Genomic DNA, 18,853 nt, shown 5'->3' with positions numbered 1-18,853 from the left:
CTATGAAAAATCATAGTCTTATATGGTTGCGCAATGATCTTAGAATACAAGATAATCCGGCGCTTGATGCGGCATTGTTAACGGGCGGCTCTGTTACAGCACTTTATATTTATGAAGAAACGGCAACTTCACGCCGCCCTGGCGGCGCTGCAAGATGGTGGCTTGAGAGCAGCCTTGAAAAATTTGCTGCGCAGTTGGCAGAAAAAAATATAGAACTAATAATTGAAACAGGTGATCCGGCAATCATCATAGAAAATATCGTAACGACTGAGCATGTTAAAGCTGTTTTCTGGAACAGGCGATATGCGCAAGCCGAGCGTGAATGTGACGCAGATATTAAATATAATCTCAAAGGCAAAGGTATCAATGTTACCTCATTCAGGGGTAATTTGCTGATTGAACCTTGGGAAGTTATGACCGGTAACGGCGAGCCGTATCAAGTTTATACACCATTTGCCAAAGCGTTGCGTCGGCAAGGCGTTACTCAGCCACGCGCTATATCAACACAAGTGGCAACCTCCCGATATTGTGAGCAGCATCAGCCAGTTAAGACTTATAAACAACCGCACTGGGCACACACAATTGCCCGGCATTGGCAAACCGGCGAGGAGGCCGGTTACGATCGTCTGGCCGTATTTTTGCAAGATCTGATCCGGTCTTATACGGATGATCGCGATTGGCCCTCTTTGGACGCGACTTCAAAACTGTCACCTTATTTGCGCTTCGGGCAGATGAGTGTGCGTCAGATATGGCACGAAGTTCTTCAGTTCACGCAGCAGCATCCGCATATAGCAAAAGGTGCCGATAAGTTTTTGTCCGAGTTGATCTGGCGTGATTTCCAGTATCATCAACTTTATCACAGAGCAGATATTACCGCGCATGATATGCGCCCGACACTTGAACCGATCGAGTGGCGCAATGACCACGCATCGTTCACCGCATGGACAAAAGGGCAGACCGGTATACCGATTATTGATGCCGGTATGCGTCAATTGTGGGTAACGGGATGGATGCATAATCGTGTCAGAATGCTTGTGGCGTCATTTCTGACAAAAAACCTTATAATCGACTGGCGTCTTGGTGAAGAGTGGTTTTGGGATACGCTGGTTGACGCCGATGTGGCCAGCAATCCGGCCAGTTGGCAATGGGTTGCGGGGTGCGGGATGGATGCCGCTCCGTATTTTCGGGTATTTAACCCTGTCGTGCAAGGAAAGCGCTTTGATCCAGAAGGTGCTTATGTGCGGCAATGGGTGCCAGAACTGCATTTATTGCCCTCAAAATGGATACATTGTCCCGAGCAAGCGCCTGCGGATGTCTTGCGCGGAGCAAAAGTAAAGTTAGGTACGGATTATCCGTTGCCGATTGCGGATATTGCGGAAAGCCAGCGGCTCTTCAAGATGATGATGAAAAATGAGATTTAGAGCATAATGCCTTGTTCTGGTTCAGCAGAAGGTGAGGTTTTACGTAAATTTTAGTCTGTCCAATCGGGTGCGCGGCGTTCTGATTAAAATTATGCGTATTTTCCGGTGATCCGATTTGATCCGGCAAACGTAAAGGATGATTAGATAGTCACTTAACAAAAAACCGGATGGATTTTCAGTGAAACATAGTCTTGTTTATAATGGCAATCCCGTTCAACACCCTGATGTCAAACACGGGAAAACCGGGGTTTTGCTTATCAATCTCGGGACACCTGAGGGCACAGACTACAAGTCACTTCGTGTTTATCTCAAAGAGTTTCTGATGGATAAGCGGGTGATCGAATGGTCACCGTGGAAATGGTATCCAATTTTATTTGGCATTGTGCTCAATACGCGGCCGCAGAAGGTTGGCAAAGCTTATCAGTCTATCTGGAATAATGAGCTGAATGAAAGTTATCTTCGTACTTACACCAGAAATCAGGCAAGTCTGATTGCTGAAAAATTCAAAGATAATGATAATATTATCATCGATTGGGCTATGCGCTACGGCAACCCTTCCATTGCAGATCGCATAGATGCACTGCAACGTTCCGGTTGTGAGCGTATTATTATTTTCCCTCTTTATCCTCAATATGCGGCGGCTACAACAGCATCGGTTAATGATGCGGTGTATCGCAAATTATTAAATATGCGCTGGCAACCCGCCATAAGAACAGTGCCGCCTTATTATGATGATCCTGTTTATATTGACGCCTTGTATAATTCTGTAACTCAACACCTGAACAATATTACTTGGACGCCTGAGGTTATTGTAGCCTCTTTTCACGGCATTCCGCAGAACTACTTTGATAAGGGTGACCCTTATTATTGTCACTGTATGAAGACAGCTCGCTTGCTGCGTGAAAGATTGGGCATGTCGAAAGAGCAGTTGATTGTTACTTTTCAGTCGCGCTTTGGGCCAGAGGAGTGGATTAAGCCCTATACAGATAAAACAATTCAGTCGCTAGCTGAAAGTGGCGTTAAAAAAATCGCGGTCATTACGCCGGGCTTTGTTTCCGATTGCCTGGAAACACTGGAAGAAATTGCGGTGGAAAATCGTGATTATTTTATGGAGCACGGCGGTGAAGAATTCACTTTTATACCATGTCTGAATGATAGTGAGCCGGGTATGAAAGTATTAGAATCTGTTTTATTAAAAGAAATGTGTGGCCTTGATCGGTTGTAGATTTGAAACTCATTTAGATTCCTATCTGGCAAGGTATCGTCATTTTTAGCGGCTTGCTCCGATAAAACGCAGGCATTTGTAAGGGAACTATCAAACGGAATTCGGACAAAATGCTGCGCACTCACAAAAGGCCATACGTACCATATGGACAGCCAATAGTTGTGGCTTTCTTTTGCTGTGGGAGTAATCGTTTACCCGGCATTTGAGTATAGTTTTCCTTCGAAATTCTCCAGTGTAAGGAACTACGCTCTAGGCGTTATCATTGTTGAGAGCGCTGTTTATTTGTCTGATGATAGTTCTACGGCCATGATCATCGGCTACGGCTGCGATTGTTTCTGGTGCACCCAAAAGAAATTTTGTTAGGTGATTTTGTCAGTCGCTCTTTCGTCAATATGAGTTTAGTGACCAATACGCGCGCGAGGCATAGAACATGTTAAGATTTCACAAAAGGCCAAGGTTACGTCAAGGGTGCTCAAGACGGTCCTGCTCATTGAAGCGTGCAAAATAAGTTTTGTCACTCCATAAAACAGCAAGGTTATAGCAAGGGCTAGCTGGGGCGTAACCGGTTAAACCCATATCACTACGCGGGCACTCACCGATTAATCTGGCATCACTACGCGAGAGACAGTCTGAATTGCGGTGCTATTAAAAAGTGCTGGACGGCAAGGTTACGGCTAGGGTCACGAGCAAAGGCCAGAAGAAGGGGCATAGTTACACGGGGAGGTTACGGGTACGTTCCGTTCTTCAACTGCTTCAGAAAACTTCAGTATCATGAAATACGCAGTGCTCGGCCGTGTGTGTCCTGTGAGTTAAAGTATGAAGGTGGATATGACGACAAATGACGACATCCTGATGCTGTCATATGTAGACATTGTGGCTGCGTTTACCTGTTATGATTTGTTAAGGTTGCGAAGCATGGGTAAGTCTAAAGTTGGCGAGAATAGATTAAATTGAGCGCCGACATCGCAGTAAAATAGTGTGTGATAGTGAGAAATAGCGCTTAAAAATAACACTGCGGATTTCTTCCTCCGGGCTTGCTATACGCACTATTCCCCCCGCAGCGCCTACCATTGCGCATTAGATCATAGGGACAGTCACATTTTCCAACATATGGCCGACGAGTTGGCTGACCTGCACGGCTCTGTCTGACTGGTGCGGCTGCTTGAGCAGGCAGAGTTCTTGTTGTGGTTGGCACCGGTCTAATAACGGGTTTTTCGCTTGTAAGAAGGCTGCTGCTTATCCAGCCTGTACGGTTGCGATATTCAATGCTGTACCAATCACCGCGGACATTGAGAACCTTCACTAGTTGCCCTTTATCAATCACCGTGACGATATGGGATTTAGTTGAGGCTTCCGCCCTCATATTGGCACGCTGTGCCGTGTATAGACTGGCACCAATGAACGGCGATGGTTTTGCGACTGGTGGCGGGGTGTTTTTTGACCGTTGCGTTTGCTGCGGATGTATAAGACCAAAAGCCTGCTGTGTGTTTTCAGAAACGGTGTTTTGAGGTGCTGATGTAGACGGGGCGGATTTATCATCCTTGCCACCAACAAGGTAGCCAATACCGATAAAAGCAATAACCAGCCAAAGACTTGGTTTTTTCATGAGCTTCCCCCATTCGCTCAAACCAAAGTCTTATTGTTCAGAGTCGTTTAATAAAAGCTCTAGTTATAAAGTCTAATATGTTTTTCTTTTTTAGGGGGGGAAGCATTGCTGCCACTCCAACCAGCGCTCCACTGAAAACAGTGACGTATCAGTGGGAGCGCTAGACTGAAATCCTCACTATTAAGAGTGATGATTTCAGAGGTTTATAGGAATTGATTATTGCAGATAAGACTTGGTAGCTATAACTGTTAGAACGGCTATTAATATGAATTATTTTTCCCCATCTTCTCAACTAGTTGTTTGAGATTAAGGTCTACGATAGTCTTATGGTCTGGGCTTGAGCAAGGTTCAAAATTTAAAGGCCAATGCCCGACAGCTTCGCAAAGAAGCATAAACTGGGGTGGCGCGTCTTCGTTTACTTTTTTAATAGTAATCACAAGATTGTTTCTACGACCCTTTACGAGTTTATTAATGTCTCTGGCAAGATATCGAGGACAATAGCCAATTAATGAAGATGGATCTTGGCTGCGTATTGCTACGGCAGACCGGTCATATGGGTTTTGAATATCCAGCAAAGGATAAACTTGCTGACCTTCAATCAGGCTTTGTGCGCGGCACTGAGATTCAGAAGGCAGATGGCTTAATCCATGTGCAAAAAAAACAGTTCTATATCTGTCTTCGCAATCGCGTTCTGGAACTTGATAGACTTGTAAATTGTCCGTGGCTTTCCCGCCGCCCATACGCGCCATCAACTTTAATGAATCCGATTGTTCCTGAGAATCTAATCCTGCCCAAGATGCATATCGTTGATAATCTGGACGCTTAGAGTTCATGACTCTATTTGCAAAAATTGGAAAAAGTTCATTTGAAACATAAACGGCATTTTTGTCGTTAAGATTTCCAAATGTTACAAAATTAGAAGAACGTAACGAGCCTTTTGTGTATGCAAAAATATATAAATCCTGTGTGTGGAAGAGTTTCCCCACAGGATACCAAGCTCTATTTTCGGGATCTTGCCAGTTTAAAAAATAAGTACTCATTTTCTCATTTCTGCAGATTCAAAAGTTTTAATTGGTTATAATTTAATAATCTTCCAGCGAAATCGCGGGACGGTTTCGTTATAAAATCAGGAGGTACTAGCTCGAGTATTTGTAAAATTGCTTCTGATGAAATGGTTTGAAGTTTGTTAAGCCAAATAACAGCGCTACCTTTTTGCACTTGGGCAGCTCTAATAAATGCATCAAATGGAGATAAGGCGCGTTTGTCCGAAGGCTCAGCATATAGTGCGGAGCGTGCTTTTTCAGCGTAAGCTGCCACGGAAAAGCGATTATCTTTCGTCATTAGCCGTTCACTCCTAACTGCGTCCGTTAATTCGCGCCCTAAGCTCGAAGCGTGATCAAAGGTTGGGGCTAGCTGAACAGTCCTATCTTTCTTAATAATGACGCCCCAATTTTCGTTATGTCGGTCACAATTCCCTATCCATGCGTCTAGCATAAGATATCCAATGAAATTATACCAATTAGGTGAGTATTGAGGTATTGTGAATTTTTTTGTGCTTGGTTCCGTGGATAGCAAGATTGCAGCTAGGGCTCGAGTTACAGTGTGTTCTTTCTGCTGGTATTTCCTCGCTCCATCAGCCTCTTTTCTTGATGCGTTAATTAATTCATTGCCAAGAATTAGTCGCTCGTCTTTTTCAATGAATGAAGCAGATAGAGTGCAATTACGACCATTATGTTGTGCGAGTTCATAATGAGCGTGAGGCAGCTTGAGCAATCGACATAATTCACAAGCCACCTTCTCGGCCCAATCTTCACCCGTTCCATCTCGTCCAAACTTTAACAAGTGGCTATTGCCGTTGTAATGTATCCAAGATTTTTCTTTGGTGCCGAGCGCTTCAGGAATTTCATGCTTTGTTTCAACGCTAAGGATTGGGAAATAATCAGGCATTAGATTACTCAAATTAAGGTTCGACGACCTTACATATCCCACGCATGGGTTGAGTATTACTTAATAGCCCTTACTCCAGCAATAGACTTACATTGATTTCAACGCCACGCCAGCGCCGGCAGCGACTTCCCCGTGCTTGAGGAGCTGGACGCCTGCAGCCTCTAACGCTCGTTTAATGGCGGTAAGATTGTTATGCAGGTATATTTGTCAAACAGCTACTGGTAGCATTCAAATAAGCGATAGTCTTTGCTGAAAACAGCATGGTAACAGCGTATATTTATGCTCGGCCGGATGAATGCGGTGTGCCCAAATGTCTTATAAAATGATAGTGTTATTCTTATCTGGTTTGAGGTTAAGAGGTGCTTTGTGGTTAAGGGTCGTCTTGATAGTTTAATGGATCAATTGGGCGTTAAGCTGGTGCCAACACACCGGCGTAGAGCGCGCGGGCAGAGCCATGCACGGGGCACAATGAAAGCCATACGGGATGCACACGGCGAGGGGCATCTGATTTTCGTGGTGCGTACCATCAAACAAAGCGCCGGCAATATTGATGAGCTCTGGTCTGAAACCATTGGGGCCGTCTCAGATATCGTTATTCAGCGGCCAGACTTTGCAGAGCAGCGCGCTGGTGATTTTATGGCTGCATTTGACCAGATAGAGCTTGCCGCGCTCCGTGGTCGCGCCTTGGCGCTCAGGCCGTGGCCGGTACGCGGGACATTGCGCACATTGATACTTTCGGAGCTTGAAGGATTGCTTGTGCCAGCATGTGCGGCATAGCTACTCCTTAAATCGATCGGATAAATCGCCAACTAACAGCGCGCTGCTAATAAACTCGCCGTTTCAAAGGATTGAGGGGGGGCGGCTTATTCGCTCTTTTGCAGTGATGCGAGTTCTTCATGCCTTTGATCCAGCATGTGTTGATCTCGATCGCGGCGGCGTTCATATTCGCTGATTTCTTGCTTCTGCGTCGTTGAATCAGTATTTGGAAGTAGCTTAATGAGTTCCAGGTGCTTCTTGTGGCGCTCAATATCTAATTTAAGAGCTTCAACGCGGCTCTCAAGATACTCTCGACTGTGTGACATGAAACTATCCCCCCTGTTTCCCGTAAGCTGGCAGAGGTGCGGCAGGTGGTCAAGGGGTATGTCCAGATTTGGGCTGCTCTGGTTTCCGGCAATAGAGGTTATCGGAAGTCAGGAATGGCGAATTGGCCATTGAGCGGAGCGGATTTAACCCCAAATTTGGGGTCAGCGTTTCAATGATTCTTGTGAGTGATTACTCACATGATGCGGTGAGTAGCCATATTGATTTGTGAGTATTTGGTGAGTAGCCAATTTCGGCAGGTGAACGCAGGCTGCTTATTCTTATTGTAACCTGTTGATTTTTCTGGGATCCGGATGGTGGGCGTAACAGGGATTGAACCTGTGACCCCTACAATGTCAATGTAGTGCTCTCCCGCTGAGCTATACGCCCATCCGATGACGCGCATACACCATATTGGTTCGCGCGCGTCAATGCTCTTTTGATAAATAAAGAAAAATTCTTTGTTTTGCCTGTTGTTTTTCAACAGGATGGTCCGGATCAGGCAGCCAGCAGCATCTTCTCAATCTCATTCACGAGATCGCGCAGATGAAACGGCTTGGAGAGTACCTTGGCTTCACGCGGTGCATGTGAATCAGGATTGAGAGCTACGGCAGCAAAACCGGTGATGAACATAACTTTCAGATCCGGGTCGATCTCGGTCGCGCGGCGTGCGAGTTCAATTCCGTCCATCTCCGGCATAACGATATCTGTCAGCAACAGAGAGAACGGCTCTTCACGCAGGCGTTCATAGGCGCTGGCTCCATTGTCAAAATGGGTGACATGATAACCGGCTTTTTCCAGTGCTTTCACCAGAAAACGGCGCATATCATTATCATCTTCAGCAAGCAGGATTCTTTTCATTGGTCCGTCCGAATATCTGTACGCTCTTATATGCAATTAATTTTTACTGTCCGCAGCATTATATTGCGGTGACAAAATGGCAATAACAGCGATTCAATCTGATCCTATAAGACGCTGCTTTGGTAAACATCGGATGAATCATTCATATTTATCTGTCCTGTCATATCGTCTGACAGGGTGTTATAATAACGCAGCAAAAGCTACAGAGTTTCATGAGCAGGAAAACTCTTTGTGGCTCTGTGCAGAGCCGTTCAAAAAAATGTCATGTGACGTGGCATTCAATTGTCCCTTAAATGAGGGCAGGCACGTCAGTTTTCAGTGTTTTCTGGAAGAATATGACAATTCCGGCTTTGCTTTTCCTGATTATCAGCTAGGCTTGGCAATAACCGGCGGGGTGCCTTTTAAATGGCTGAACCTGCCAATGCAGTAAGTGAAAGCGGATAATGAGCCTGCAACGGGATTTTCAAAGCGTCACTCCCTTTGAAGTTTGTGCTCCGGCGCAACAGCGCATACCTTTTGTTTTTAATTCTCCTCATAGCGGCAGTTATTATCCGCCCGCCTTTTTGCTGCAATCGCGCCTCAGCCCGCATGATATCCGTCAGTCTGAAGATTGCTATGTCGATGAATTATTCGCGCTGGCTGTACCATTGGGCGCGCCTTTACTGCGGGCGCATTTCCCGCGAGCCTATCTTGATGTGAACCGCGAGCCATATGAGCTCGACCCGAAAATGTTTACAGAGCCGGTGCCGTCTCATGCCAATATCCGCTCAACGCGGGTTGCAGGCGGACTTGGCACCGTGGCGAAAATCGTTGGTGAAGGGCAGGATATTTATAAGTCCAGACTGCCGCTCAGCGAGGCGCTTGACCGCATCGAAACAATATATAAACCCTATCATGATCAGCTCGGGCAATTGCTGAGTGATACAAGGGCGCAATTTGGCTATGCGGTACTGATTGATTGTCACTCCATGCCGAGCGGGCTGGATGTGCTTGATTGTACAGGGCAAAACGGCAATTCAGCACGACCGGACTTTATCATCGGTGATCGCTTTGGTCGTTCCTGTTCAGATGCATTGTCCTGGGCTGCAATCGAGTTGCTGCAAAATATGGGATATAATGTTGCGCATAATAAGCCCTATGCCGGTGGCTATATTACCGAGCATTACGGGCGGCCGCATCGCGATTTCCATGCTTTGCAGATTGAGGTGAACCGTGCGCTGTATGTTGATGAGACCAATCTGCAGCGTTTGCCGTCGTTTGCCGGACTGTGCCGCGATCTGGCGCAGTTTATGGCTGATTTGACGGCGCTGCCGGATTATGTGTTTCTGCGGAACCAGCAGGCGGCTGAATGAAATCAGCATAAAAAAAGACCGCACAAAGAGTGCGGTCCAAAATCTAGGGAGGAAACGCCCTTGCGGGCGCAAACAGACATATTGTCCGTTAACTATTTTATTTCGCAGAGAAGAAACGGTCAATTCAGAATCCGCTAAAATCAAACTTTTTATGAAAATTCTGAATTTTCTGAACGTACATACAATTTAACTATTTGATATTTATAATCAAAATGCTTCTTTGTCAGGATGAGAAGTAAGTATTTTGATCAGAAATACCGTTGATTTTTCGTCGAAATGTCTAAAAAGCACTGTGAAATGGAGTGAATTTTTGTGGTGAATTCGTCGTTTTTAAAAGAGATCGCGCAGGCCGCATCCGAACAAACACTGCCGCGATTCCGGCAGAAAATTGCGATTGATAACAAGTATACGGTCGGTTTTGATCCGGTAACGGAAGCTGATCGTGAGGCGGAGAAAGCAATCCGCAAAGTTATCAATCAGCATTTTCCGGAACATGGTATTCTGGGTGAAGAATTTGGCGGCGAAAAACTCGACAGCAGCCATATCTGGGTGATTGATCCGATCGACGGCACCCGTGCTTTTATTTCCGGTCTGCCGGTCTGGGGTACGCTGGTCGGGCTGATGGTCGACGGCGATGCCCGTATTGGCATGATGTCTCAGCCGTTTACCAATGAGTTGTTCTACACGCTGGGCGATGGTGCATTCTGGAGCGGACCTGAATATGCAGGCAATGGCGGGCAGGTCCAGCTGAAAACGCGTCAGACCACTGATTTGTCGGAAGCGACTGTTTTCACCACATCGCCTTCATTGTTTAAAGACGCGCAGCGGGAGGGTTTCGACCGGCTGGAAGCACAGGTGCGTTTGTCCCGCTATGGTGTGGATTGCTATGCCTATGCCATGCTGGCTTCGGGCTTTGCCGATCTGGTCATTGAAAGCGGATTGCAACCCTATGACGTGATGGGGCTTATTCCGGTAATTGAGCAGGCTGGCGGTGTGATTACGCAAATTGACGGCGGTCCCGCAGAGAAGGGCGGATATATCGTTGCTGCATCATCAGCAGCGCTGCATGAGCAGGCTTTGAAAATCCTCAACGCCTGATCGCTAATTTACACTTCTGTCAGCGCCGGTTCAGTGATTTGTTCCGGCGCTGTTGAGCCCGGTATGAATGCGTCAAATGCCGCCCAGACCTGCTCGCGGTAAAAATCACTTTCCTGAAGCAGTTCATGGTAGGCGCCATCAATTGTGATTAGCGATGCACTGCGCAATTTACCTGCAAAGCGCGCGGCGGCTCTTCCATCGACCACCCGATCTGCTCCGGGAACAAGAAACAGGGTCGGGATTGAAAAACGCTCATAAAATTGCGGATTGTTAATGCTGTGAATGGCTTTCAAGGTTTGTGCCAGCCATTGAATTGTCGGGCCGGCAATACCGAGTTGCGGCTGATCGCGGGTGATTGCGGCATTGCGCAAATAACGTGCCTGGTCATGCGTGAGCGGATTGCGGGCAAAACTTTCCGGTGAAAGCTGCAGGGGAACCTTACCCGCATAGCGGCTGCCGAAGCCGGTGCATGCCAGAACTGTGGCCAGCGGGCGCAATTGCCTGTCTGAAAAAATGCTGCGTGCAAGTCCTAAAAACGGTGAAACCAGCACCATCCGGCGGATGCGTGACTGCAGCATCTCGTGGGATTGCAGAGCGATAAGCGCGCCGGTGGAATGGGCGAGAATGTAAAAAGGCGGCGGGCAATCCGGCATGACAATGGTTTTGAGGAAAATCTCAAAATCGCTGCGGTAATCAGCAAAATTGCGAACATAACCGCGCTCCGCATCTTTGAGCATACGGAAAGAGCCGCCCTGACCGCGCCAGTCCATTGTCGCAACACAAAAGCCGCGCTTATTCAGATCAGAGATTGTTTCATAATATTTTTCAAAGGCTTCATTGCGGCCATGCAGCAGAATGATCGTGCCTTGGCGTGGAGTGTCTTTTGGGCTTGCACATAAGGCATAGCGCAGTTGAAACCCATCGGCGGACTGAAAAAAGCCTGCCTGCAAATCTGCCGGAGCGGGATTATTCTCGGTCTCAAAAAACGGTTTTGTCATAGTGCCTGCTGCTCATGCGGTTGTGGCCAAAAGCTGTATCGCTTCAGAAACTAAACTCAATAGGCGATAATCATGGCGGGCAGAAGACAAATTGTAAATGCTGATATTGCCCCCTTGAATTATGTTTTTCGCAATACCAGATCATTGGTGTAGCCGCCTGATACAGGGGCTGCACAACGAAGAAAGGCTCGCCGATAGCGGGAGTTTTTCTGTCAGTCTTTTAACGCAACGTCGCTCTGAAGGAGGGCATTTTATGCGTCATTTTGATTTTTCTCCGCTTTACCGTTCAACCGTTGGTTTCGACCGTCTGTTCACGATGCTGGACAGCCTTGGTCAGCCGGAAAGTGCGCAGGCCTATCCGCCTTATAATATCGAGCGCACCGGTGAAAGCTCCTACCGTATTACGATGGCTGTGGCCGGTTTTGATCAGAACGAGATTGAAATTGAAGCTCACCGCAATCAGCTGACCATCAAAGGTACCAAGATTGCCGATGAAACGGATGCTGAAAAAGAATTCCTCTATCGCGGGATTGCATCGCGTGCTTTTGAGCGTCGCTTCCATCTGGCCGACCATGTTGAGGTCGCCGGTGCGAGCCTGAAAAATGGTTTGCTGCATATTGATCTCAAGCGCGAGATTCCGGAAGAACTGAAACCGCGTAAGATTAATGTTACTGCGGTTGCCAGTAATGTGGCGCAAAGCATTGATGCCAAAACTGTTGATACGAAAGCGATCGACAGCAAATAAGCTTTGTAAGTGAGTCATGAAAAAGGGCAGGAAATTTCCTGCCCTTTTTTGTTATAATGCTTTGATCAATCCGACGAATTTATCGATCTCAGCCTCGGTTGTGGCGAAGCTGGTGACGAGACGGACAAAGGTTTCATCCTCGGCAATATGGTCGGCACTATGCGGCTGGTTCCAGTCATAGAACACGGCACCCTGTGCCTGCAGTTTTTCACTGTCGGACTTTTTCAAAATAGCGAAAAGCTCGTTGGCCTGCGGCTGCCATGCCAGTTTCACTTTGTCTGAACCATTGACTGCCTGTGCCAGCCGGGCGGTCATAGCATTGGCATGACGGGCAAGTTTCAGCCAAAGATCATCTTTGAGATAAGCATCAAACTGCGCGGCAATGAAACGGGTTTTGGAGAAGAGCTGCGCTGCACGTTTGCGGATGAAAGGCAGATCTTTTGCCTGCTGAGGGTTCATGAAAACGAGAGCTTCCGCACACCAGCAACCATTTTTTGTGCCACCGAAAGAGACGATATCAACGCCCTGTTTCCATGTCATTTCCGCAGGTGTCACGCCAAGCGTTACCAATGCATTGGCAAAGCGGGCACCATCGAGATGCAGTGGCAGATCATGCTCGCGGCAGATAGCCGAAATAGTAGCGATTTCATCCAGCGAATAAAGCGTGCCGATTTCGGTGGCCTGCGTAATGGTAACGGCCATTGGCTGACCGGCATGGATGAAAGCCGGATTGAAGCGTTTCAGCTCCTTGCGTAGGTTCGCCGGATCCATTTTGCCTAAGGCACCATCAACCGGATGCAGACGTGCGCCACCGGTGAAATATTCCGGTGCGCCGCATTCATCTTCGATCACATGGGCTTCACGATGGCAGAGCGATACACCGCCCGGACGGTTGACGCTGGCCAGCGCCAGAGAATTGGCTGCGGTGCCTGTGCCAACAAAATAAACCGCAACTTCACGCTCGAATAATTCGTTGAAGTGCTGCTCGACTTTTTTGTCGATATCACTGGCACCATAGGAAGCAGCAAAGCCGCCTGCATGGGCGGTAATATTGGCATTAATATCGGGATGGGCGCCCGCCCAGTTATCGGAAGCGAAGAACATCAATGGCTCCGTATGCGTCAAAACAAAGAACTCAATTGCATCATGCGGGTACAGGATGCAGTGAATGTGATGCGTGTTTATAGCTGGTTTTTTCTGCCACACGAATGAAACCTGACATCAAGATAGCGTGTGGTCACATTGACGCAGTTTTTGGATTGCCCGCCTAGGAGAGGCAGCTAAATCCTTGTTTTTTCATGAGGCGAAATTCATCGCGCAATAAAATTACAAAAAATCGATTTAAAATTGAATATTTCGTGCTTGTAGGGCGGAAAATATTCTGCAATAAAATGATAGGGCAGCAATGCTGTCCTATTGAAGAGGTTCTGCCATACAACATATCCGGCGCGTTTTTCTTCAATTCATGCTATGTTTTTATCTGTTTTACGCAATGGCTCATCAATCTGCCGTTGCGATCACCGGTGAGAGCATTCCGTTCATCCGCACGCGTATGTGCTTAATTAACAGGGGAGGCCGATCAATGATTAATCTGATGTATTATGCTGTCTGCTTTCTCTGGCGTGCTGCACGGACAGGCATTTTCACAAATCCAATTCACAATTCTGCTGTCTCAGCGTTCGCATATATCCCGTCCGGAGGACGGGTTGGTGCCGCACGCCTGATCCGGCAAATGGCCCTGTACCGGGTCTAAGGAGGTTTCGATGTTGATCAAGTCGCATTCTGTTGGGGCATTTCAGGCTCATACGCATACAGAAAAAGGCGGCAAAACCACAACATCGACTAAAACCGCCAAAACACCCCGAACTATGCCCGAGAAACAAGGGCTCTATGATCCGCGTCGTGAGCATGATGCCTGCGGTGTCGGCTTTATCGCGCAGATGAAAAATGTGCCGTCGCACCAGATCGTGCTGGACGGCTTACAGATGCTTGAAAACCTGACGCATCGCGGTGCCGTCGGTGCCGATCCGCTGATGGGTGATGGTGCCGGTATTCTGGTGCAGATTCCCGATCGCTTCTTCCGTGAGGAGATGGCAAAGAGCGGTATACATCTGCCTGATGCCGGACATTACGCTGTCGGCCAGATTTTCATGCCGCAGGATGTGAAATTGCGTGCGCATCTGGAGCGGGTGATTACGGAAGTGATCGCGGCTGAAGGCCAGAACCTGATCGGTTTCCGTACAGTGCCGGTTGATAATAGCTCGCTGTCCAAAGCAGAAGACATTGCCGCAACCGAGCCGGTGCATCGTCAGGTCTTTATCGGTCGAAATCCAAATATTGCCAGCGATGACGATTTCGAGCGTCGTTTATTTGTGTTGCGCAAGGTGATCTCCAACCGGATTTTCCACGAGACTGAGGGACGGGACAACGGTTTCTATATTGTTTCCATGTCTGCGCGCACCGTTGTTTATAAGGGCATGTTCCTGAGTTATCAGGTTGGCGCTTATTATCAGGACTTGACTGACCCGCGTTTTGAGAGCGCCATTGCGCTGGTGCATCAGCGCTTTTCAACCAATACTTTTCCTTCGTGGAAACTCGCTCACCCTTATCGCATGGTTGCCCATAATGGCGAGATCAACACGCTGCGCGGCAATGTGAACTGGATGGCTGCGCGTCAGGCCTCTGTTGATAGCGAACTGTTCGGCAATGATATTTCCAAGCTCTGGCCGATCTCCTATGAGGGACAGTCGGATACCGCCTGTTTTGACAATGCACTCGAATTTTTGGTGCAGGGTGGTTACTCCCTTAGCCATGCCATGATGATGCTGATCCCTGAGGCTTGGGGCAATAACAAGCTGATGGGTGACGAGCGTAAGGCATTTTACGAATATCATGCAGCGCTGATGGAGCCGTGGGACGGCCCTGCTGCCGTTGCCTTTACTGATGGCCGCCAGATTGGCGCGACGCTGGATCGTAATGGTCTGCGTCCGGCGCGTTATCTGGTGACCGATGACGACCGGATCATTCTGGCATCGGAGGCCGGTGTGTTGCCGGTGGATGAAAGCCGTATTGTCAAAAAATGGCGGTTGCAGCCGGGGCGTATGTTGCTGATCGACCTCGAAGAAGGACGTATTGTCAGTGATGACGAGCTGAAATCGCAGATAGCGACTGCCCATCCTTACCGCCAGTGGCTGAAAAACACACAGCTGGTTCTGGAAGATCTGGCGCCGGTAGAGCCGCGCGCTTTGCGCCGCGATGTCAGCCTGATGGAACGCCAGCGCAGCTTTGGTTACACGCAGGAAGACACAAAATTGCTGATGGCACCGATGGCGACAACGGGGCAGGAAGCGGTCGGCTCTATGGGCACGGATACGCCGATTTCCGCACTCTCGGACAAGGCCAAGTTGCTTTATACCTATTTCAAGCAGAATTTTGCACAGGTCACCAATCCGCCGATTGATCCGATCCGCGAAGAACTGGTGATGAGCCTCGTGTCCTTTATCGGGCCACGGCCAAACCTGTTTGATCTGGTTGGCACATCTCGGCGCAAACGGATGGAAGTGCGCCAGCCGATCCTGACCAATGCTGATCTGGAAAAAATCCGCTCCATCGGCCATTCGGAGGACCGGTTTGACACTAAAACACTGGATATGACCTATCCGGTGAATGAAGGTGCCGCAGGTATGGATGGTACGCTGGCGCGTCTGTGTGATCGTGCGGAAGCTGCCGTGCATGGCGGTTACAACATCATCATCCTGTCCGACAGGCAGGTCGGGCCAGACCGTATTGCTCTTCCGGCATTGCTGGCGACAGCCGCTGTACATCATCATCTGATCCGTAAAGGCCTGCGTACATCTGTGGGGCTGGTGGTCGAGAGCGGTGAGCCGCGCGAAGTGCATCATTTCTGCTGTCTTGCCGGTTATGGTGCCGAGGCGATCAACCCTTATCTCGCTTTTGATACGCTGACCGATATGCATCAGCGCGGGGATTTCCCGCCAGAGGTGGACAGCAGTGAGATTGTCAGTCGCTATATCAAGTCTATCGGCAAGGGTATGCTGAAGGTGATGTCGAAAATGGGCATTTCCACCTATCAGTCTTATTGCGGTGCGCAGATTTTCGATGCCATTGGCCTGAAACAGAGTTTTGTTGACCGGTTCTTCTTTGGCACTGCTTCAATGATTGAAGGTGTGGGGCTTCATGAAGTGGCACAGGAAACTGTGCTGCGGCACAACACGGCCTTTGTAAGAGAGATCGGTGGTAGCAGCGCTTTGCCTGCGGGCGGTGAATATGCTTATCGAATTCGTGGTGAGGCACATATGTGGTCGCCGGATGCGGTGGCCAAGCTGCAGCATGCGGTGCGCAATGACAATCCGAAGAGCTTTGCGGAATATTCCGAAATGCTTAACAGCCGTTCTGCGGCGGCCAAAACCATTCGCAGCCTGTTTCACTTAAAGCGGGCAGGTGAACGCGGCAAGAAGCCGGTCGATCTGGCGGAAGTTGAGCCTGCTGCTGAGCTTGTGAAGCGCTTTTCCACTGGTGCCATGTCGTTCGGTTCGATTTCACGCGAGGCGCATACAACGCTGGCTGTTGCTATGAACCGGATTGGAGCCAAGTCCAATACCGGCGAGGGTGGTGAAGAACCTGACCGCCTCTATCCGTTGCGTGACGGCTCACCGAACCCGCAGCGCTCGGCGATTAAGCAGGTGGCTTCGGGACGTTTCGGTGTGACCACGGAATTTCTGGTCAATGCCGATATGATCCAGATTAAAGTGGCGCAGGGTGCCAAGCCCGGTGAAGGCGGGCAGCTGCCCGGCCATAAAGTGGATGCGACAATTGCCAAGACACGTCATTCCACACCGCGTGTCGGTTTGATTTCGCCGCCGCCGCATCATGATATTTATTCCATCGAAGATCTGGCACAGCTGATTTTCGATCTGAAAAATGTCAATCCGCACGCCGATATTTCGGTGAAGCTGGTGTCGGAAGTCGGCGTCGGCACGGTTGCTGCCGGTGTTGCCAAGGCACGCGCCGATCATATCACTGTTTCCGGTTATGATGGTGGTACCGGTGCCTCGCCGCTGACCTCGCTGAAACATGCCGGTTCCCCTTGGGAAACAGGCTTGGCGGAAACCCATCAGACTTTGGTTCTCAATGGTCTGCGCTCACGCATTGCATTGCAGGTTGATGGTGGTCTGCGCACAGGGCGTGATGTGATTATCGGAGCACTGCTTGGGGCAGATGAGTTCGGTTTCTCCACTGCGCCGCTGATTGCCGCCGGTTGTATCATGATGCGCAAATGCCATCTTAATACTTGTCCGGTCGGTGTAGCGACCCAAGACCCCGTGTTACGCCAGCGTTTCAAAGGCACACCGGAGCATGTGATCAACTTCTTCTTCTATCTGGCAGAAGAGGTACGCGTGCTGCTGGCCGAGCTTGGTTTCACGAAGCTTGAGCAGATTATCGGCCGTTCCGACCTCTTGGAAAAACAAGCGGCGATTAATCACTGGAAGGCACAAGGGTTGGATTTCAGCCGTATTTTCTATCGTCCGTATGCGGCAATTGCTGGCGATGAAACACAGCTGCGTCATACACAGTTGCAGCAGCATCCGATTGATGATGTGCTGGATCGTGATTTGATTGCAGCCGCAGCACCGGCACTGGAAAACCGTGAGAAAGTCACGCTCACCCGCAGCATCAAGAACACCGACCGCTCGGCGGGCGCCATGCTCTCCGGTGCGCTGGTCAGCCGTTATCGTCATAAAGGTCTGCCGGAAGAAACCATTCACGTGCGTTTCAACGGTACGGCTGGCCAGTCTTTCGCAGCGTTTCTGGCGCATGGCATCAGCTTTGAACTGCATGGCGAAGGCAATGATTATATCGGAAAAGGCCTGAGCGGCGGGCGAATTATCATTCGTCCGAGCGAGAGCAGCCAGCTCAAGGCCGATGAGGCGATCATTGCTGGCAATACTGTGCTCTACGGTGCGATTGAGGGTGAGTGCTATATACGCGGACAAGCGGGCGAGCGGTTTGCCGTGCGCAATTCCGGTGCCGTTGCGGTTGTTGAAGGTGTGGGCGACCACGGCTGCGAATATATGACCGGCGGTGTGGTGGTTGTGATCGGTGAGACAGGACGCAATTTTGCGGCCGGTATGTCCGGTGGTGTTGCTTATGTGCTGGATGAGTCCGGTGATTTTGCTGGGCGCTGCAATATGGCGATGGTTGAACTGGAGCCGGTGCCCGAAGAGGACGACATTCTGGAGCGGTTGCATCATCACGGTGGTGATCTGATGCATAAAGGCCGCGTGGATGTTTCCGGCAATATGACCCGTCACGATGAGGAACGTCTGGCGCAGCTTTTGGCCAATCATCATCATTATACGGGCTCTAAACAGGCGCGGATGATCCTTGATAATTGGGAACAATATCGTCCGAAATTCGTCAAAGTCATGCCGGTCGAATATCGCCGCGCTTTGGAAGAGATGGAACTTCTGCGCACCAATGTTGCCGCAGAATAATCCGC

The 18,853-nt window shown here is 49.1% G+C and carries 15 protein-coding genes, 1 tRNA gene and 1 pseudogene; 8 read left to right on the top strand and 9 right to left on the bottom strand.

The annotated features are described in order from the left end of the window. The first annotated feature begins 2 nt into the window (after positions 1 to 2). Both P8H26_RS11605 and hemH read left to right on the top strand, forming a co-directional pair. Entirely contained in the window at positions 3 to 1,421 is a 1,419-nt protein-coding gene (locus P8H26_RS11605; RefSeq protein WP_289633176.1) for a deoxyribodipyrimidine photo-lyase, read from the top strand. Positions 1,422 to 1,599: 178 nt separating this feature from the next. Continuing rightward, complete coding sequence (gene hemH / locus P8H26_RS11600) at positions 1,600 to 2,646, top strand: ferrochelatase (protein ID WP_289633175.1); 1,047 nt, start codon at positions 1,600 to 1,602, stop codon at positions 2,644 to 2,646. Between the two features lie 1,000 nt (positions 2,647 to 3,646). On the opposite strand, the gene P8H26_RS11595 is transcribed toward hemH, so the two are convergent. The 4 genes and pseudogenes from P8H26_RS11595 to P8H26_RS18160 form a co-directional block, all read right to left on the bottom strand. Further along, complete coding sequence (locus tag P8H26_RS11595; RefSeq protein WP_289633173.1) at positions 3,647 to 4,252, bottom strand: SH3 domain-containing protein; 606 nt, start codon at positions 4,250 to 4,252, stop codon at positions 3,647 to 3,649. Between the two features lie 260 nt (positions 4,253 to 4,512). Further along, positions 4,513 to 5,292: an HIRAN domain-containing protein gene (locus tag P8H26_RS11590; protein WP_289633172.1), complete on the bottom strand. Its 780-nt coding sequence runs from the start codon at positions 5,290 to 5,292 to the stop codon at positions 4,513 to 4,515. Between the two features lie 4 nt (positions 5,293 to 5,296). Further along, positions 5,297 to 6,199, bottom strand: coding sequence for a HipA domain-containing protein (locus tag P8H26_RS11585; protein ID WP_289633171.1), 903 nt, complete (start codon positions 6,197 to 6,199; stop codon positions 5,297 to 5,299). Between the two features lie 87 nt (positions 6,200 to 6,286). Further along, positions 6,287 to 6,397: pseudogene (locus tag P8H26_RS18160) on the bottom strand (transcriptional regulator); the annotation flags it as partial. Between the two features lie 168 nt (positions 6,398 to 6,565). On the opposite strand from P8H26_RS18160, the gene P8H26_RS11580 reads away from it, so the two are divergent. Continuing rightward, the gene (locus P8H26_RS11580) at positions 6,566 to 6,976 is read left to right on the top strand and encodes a hypothetical protein (protein ID WP_289633170.1); all 411 of its coding nucleotides are present in this window, start codon (positions 6,566 to 6,568) and stop codon (positions 6,974 to 6,976) included. An 86-nt stretch (positions 6,977 to 7,062) separates the two neighbouring features. Here the strand turns inward: P8H26_RS11580 and P8H26_RS11575 are convergent, their stop codons facing one another. From P8H26_RS11575 to cpdR, 3 genes are all read right to left on the bottom strand, one after another. Next, positions 7,063 to 7,281, bottom strand: a complete 219-nt coding sequence (locus P8H26_RS11575; protein WP_289633169.1) for a hypothetical protein — start codon at positions 7,279 to 7,281, stop codon at positions 7,063 to 7,065. A 313-nt stretch (positions 7,282 to 7,594) separates the two neighbouring features. Next, positions 7,595 to 7,669: transfer RNA gene (locus P8H26_RS11570), tRNA-Val, on the bottom strand. A 108-nt stretch (positions 7,670 to 7,777) separates the two neighbouring features. Next, positions 7,778 to 8,140 carry a cell cycle two-component system response regulator CpdR gene (gene cpdR, locus P8H26_RS11565; protein WP_113945070.1) on the bottom strand — a complete coding sequence of 121 codons (363 nt, stop codon included), beginning with the start codon at positions 8,138 to 8,140 and terminating at the stop codon, positions 7,778 to 7,780. A 76-nt stretch (positions 8,141 to 8,216) separates the two neighbouring features. On the opposite strand from cpdR, the gene P8H26_RS11560 reads away from it, so the two are divergent. The 3 genes from P8H26_RS11560 to hisN all read left to right on the top strand — a co-directional run bounded on the left by P8H26_RS11560 (position 8,217) and on the right by hisN (position 10,590). Next, positions 8,217 to 8,570: a hypothetical protein gene (locus P8H26_RS11560; protein ID WP_289633168.1), complete on the top strand. Its 354-nt coding sequence runs from the start codon at positions 8,217 to 8,219 to the stop codon at positions 8,568 to 8,570. Positions 8,571 to 8,583: 13 nt separating this feature from the next. Further along, positions 8,584 to 9,492 (top strand): N-formylglutamate amidohydrolase, encoded by a 909-nt coding sequence (locus P8H26_RS11555; protein ID WP_289633167.1) that lies wholly within the window; start codon positions 8,584 to 8,586, stop codon positions 9,490 to 9,492. Between the two features lie 306 nt (positions 9,493 to 9,798). Further along, the gene (gene hisN, locus P8H26_RS11550) at positions 9,799 to 10,590 is read left to right on the top strand and encodes a histidinol-phosphatase (protein ID WP_374708294.1); all 792 of its coding nucleotides are present in this window, start codon (positions 9,799 to 9,801) and stop codon (positions 10,588 to 10,590) included. Positions 10,591 to 10,598: 8 nt separating this feature from the next. Here the strand turns inward: hisN and P8H26_RS11545 are convergent, their stop codons facing one another. After that, positions 10,599 to 11,588 carry an alpha/beta fold hydrolase gene (locus P8H26_RS11545; protein WP_289633164.1) on the bottom strand — a complete coding sequence of 330 codons (990 nt, stop codon included), beginning with the start codon at positions 11,586 to 11,588 and terminating at the stop codon, positions 10,599 to 10,601. A gap of 253 nt (positions 11,589 to 11,841) precedes the next feature. On the opposite strand from P8H26_RS11545, the gene P8H26_RS11540 reads away from it, so the two are divergent. Continuing rightward, on the top strand, positions 11,842 to 12,333 hold the full coding sequence (locus P8H26_RS11540; protein ID WP_289633163.1) for an Hsp20 family protein: 492 nt from the start codon (positions 11,842 to 11,844) through the stop codon (positions 12,331 to 12,333). A gap of 51 nt (positions 12,334 to 12,384) precedes the next feature. Here P8H26_RS11540 and P8H26_RS11535 read toward each other — a convergent pair whose 3' ends face one another. Then, positions 12,385 to 13,437 carry a low specificity L-threonine aldolase gene (locus tag P8H26_RS11535; RefSeq protein ID WP_289633162.1) on the bottom strand — a complete coding sequence of 351 codons (1,053 nt, stop codon included), beginning with the start codon at positions 13,435 to 13,437 and terminating at the stop codon, positions 12,385 to 12,387. A gap of 665 nt (positions 13,438 to 14,102) precedes the next feature. Between P8H26_RS11535 and gltB the strand changes: the two genes are divergently transcribed. Continuing rightward, positions 14,103 to 18,848, top strand: coding sequence for a glutamate synthase large subunit (gene gltB / locus P8H26_RS11530; RefSeq protein WP_374708293.1), 4,746 nt, complete (start codon positions 14,103 to 14,105; stop codon positions 18,846 to 18,848). The last annotated feature ends 5 nt before the right edge of the window (positions 18,849 to 18,853 follow it).

It is taken from the genome of Pseudochrobactrum sp. sp1633 (assembly GCF_030376605.1).
In the GTDB taxonomy this organism is placed as follows: Bacteria; Pseudomonadota; Alphaproteobacteria; order Rhizobiales; family Rhizobiaceae; genus Pseudochrobactrum.
Note: the sequence above shows the minus strand (reverse complement) of the source record. Positions and strands in the feature narration are given on the sequence as shown.

Excerpts from the sequence above, each read along its gene's own strand:
- P8H26_RS11605 (WP_289633176.1), top strand. The coding sequence starts at position 3 with ATGAAAAATCATAGTCTTATATGGTTGCGCAATGATCTTAGAATACAA.
- P8H26_RS11595 (WP_289633173.1), bottom strand. The coding sequence starts at position 4,252 with ATGAAAAAACCAAGTCTTTGGCTGGTTATTGCTTTTATCGGTATTGGC.
- P8H26_RS11590 (WP_289633172.1), bottom strand. The coding sequence starts at position 5,292 with ATGAGTACTTATTTTTTAAACTGGCAAGATCCCGAAAATAGAGCTTGG.
- P8H26_RS11585 (WP_289633171.1), bottom strand. The coding sequence starts at position 6,199 with ATGCCTGATTATTTCCCAATCCTTAGCGTTGAAACAAAGCATGAAATT.
- P8H26_RS11575 (WP_289633169.1), bottom strand. The coding sequence starts at position 7,281 with ATGTCACACAGTCGAGAGTATCTTGAGAGCCGCGTTGAAGCTCTTAAA.
- cpdR (WP_113945070.1), bottom strand. The coding sequence starts at position 8,140 with ATGAAAAGAATCCTGCTTGCTGAAGATGATAATGATATGCGCCGTTTT.
- P8H26_RS11560 (WP_289633168.1), top strand. The coding sequence starts at position 8,217 with ATGGCAATAACAGCGATTCAATCTGATCCTATAAGACGCTGCTTTGGT.
- P8H26_RS11555 (WP_289633167.1), top strand. The coding sequence starts at position 8,584 with ATGAGCCTGCAACGGGATTTTCAAAGCGTCACTCCCTTTGAAGTTTGT.
- P8H26_RS11545 (WP_289633164.1), bottom strand. The coding sequence starts at position 11,588 with ATGACAAAACCGTTTTTTGAGACCGAGAATAATCCCGCTCCGGCAGAT.
- P8H26_RS11540 (WP_289633163.1), top strand. The coding sequence starts at position 11,842 with ATGCGTCATTTTGATTTTTCTCCGCTTTACCGTTCAACCGTTGGTTTC.
- P8H26_RS11535 (WP_289633162.1), bottom strand. The coding sequence starts at position 13,437 with ATGTTCTTCGCTTCCGATAACTGGGCGGGCGCCCATCCCGATATTAAT.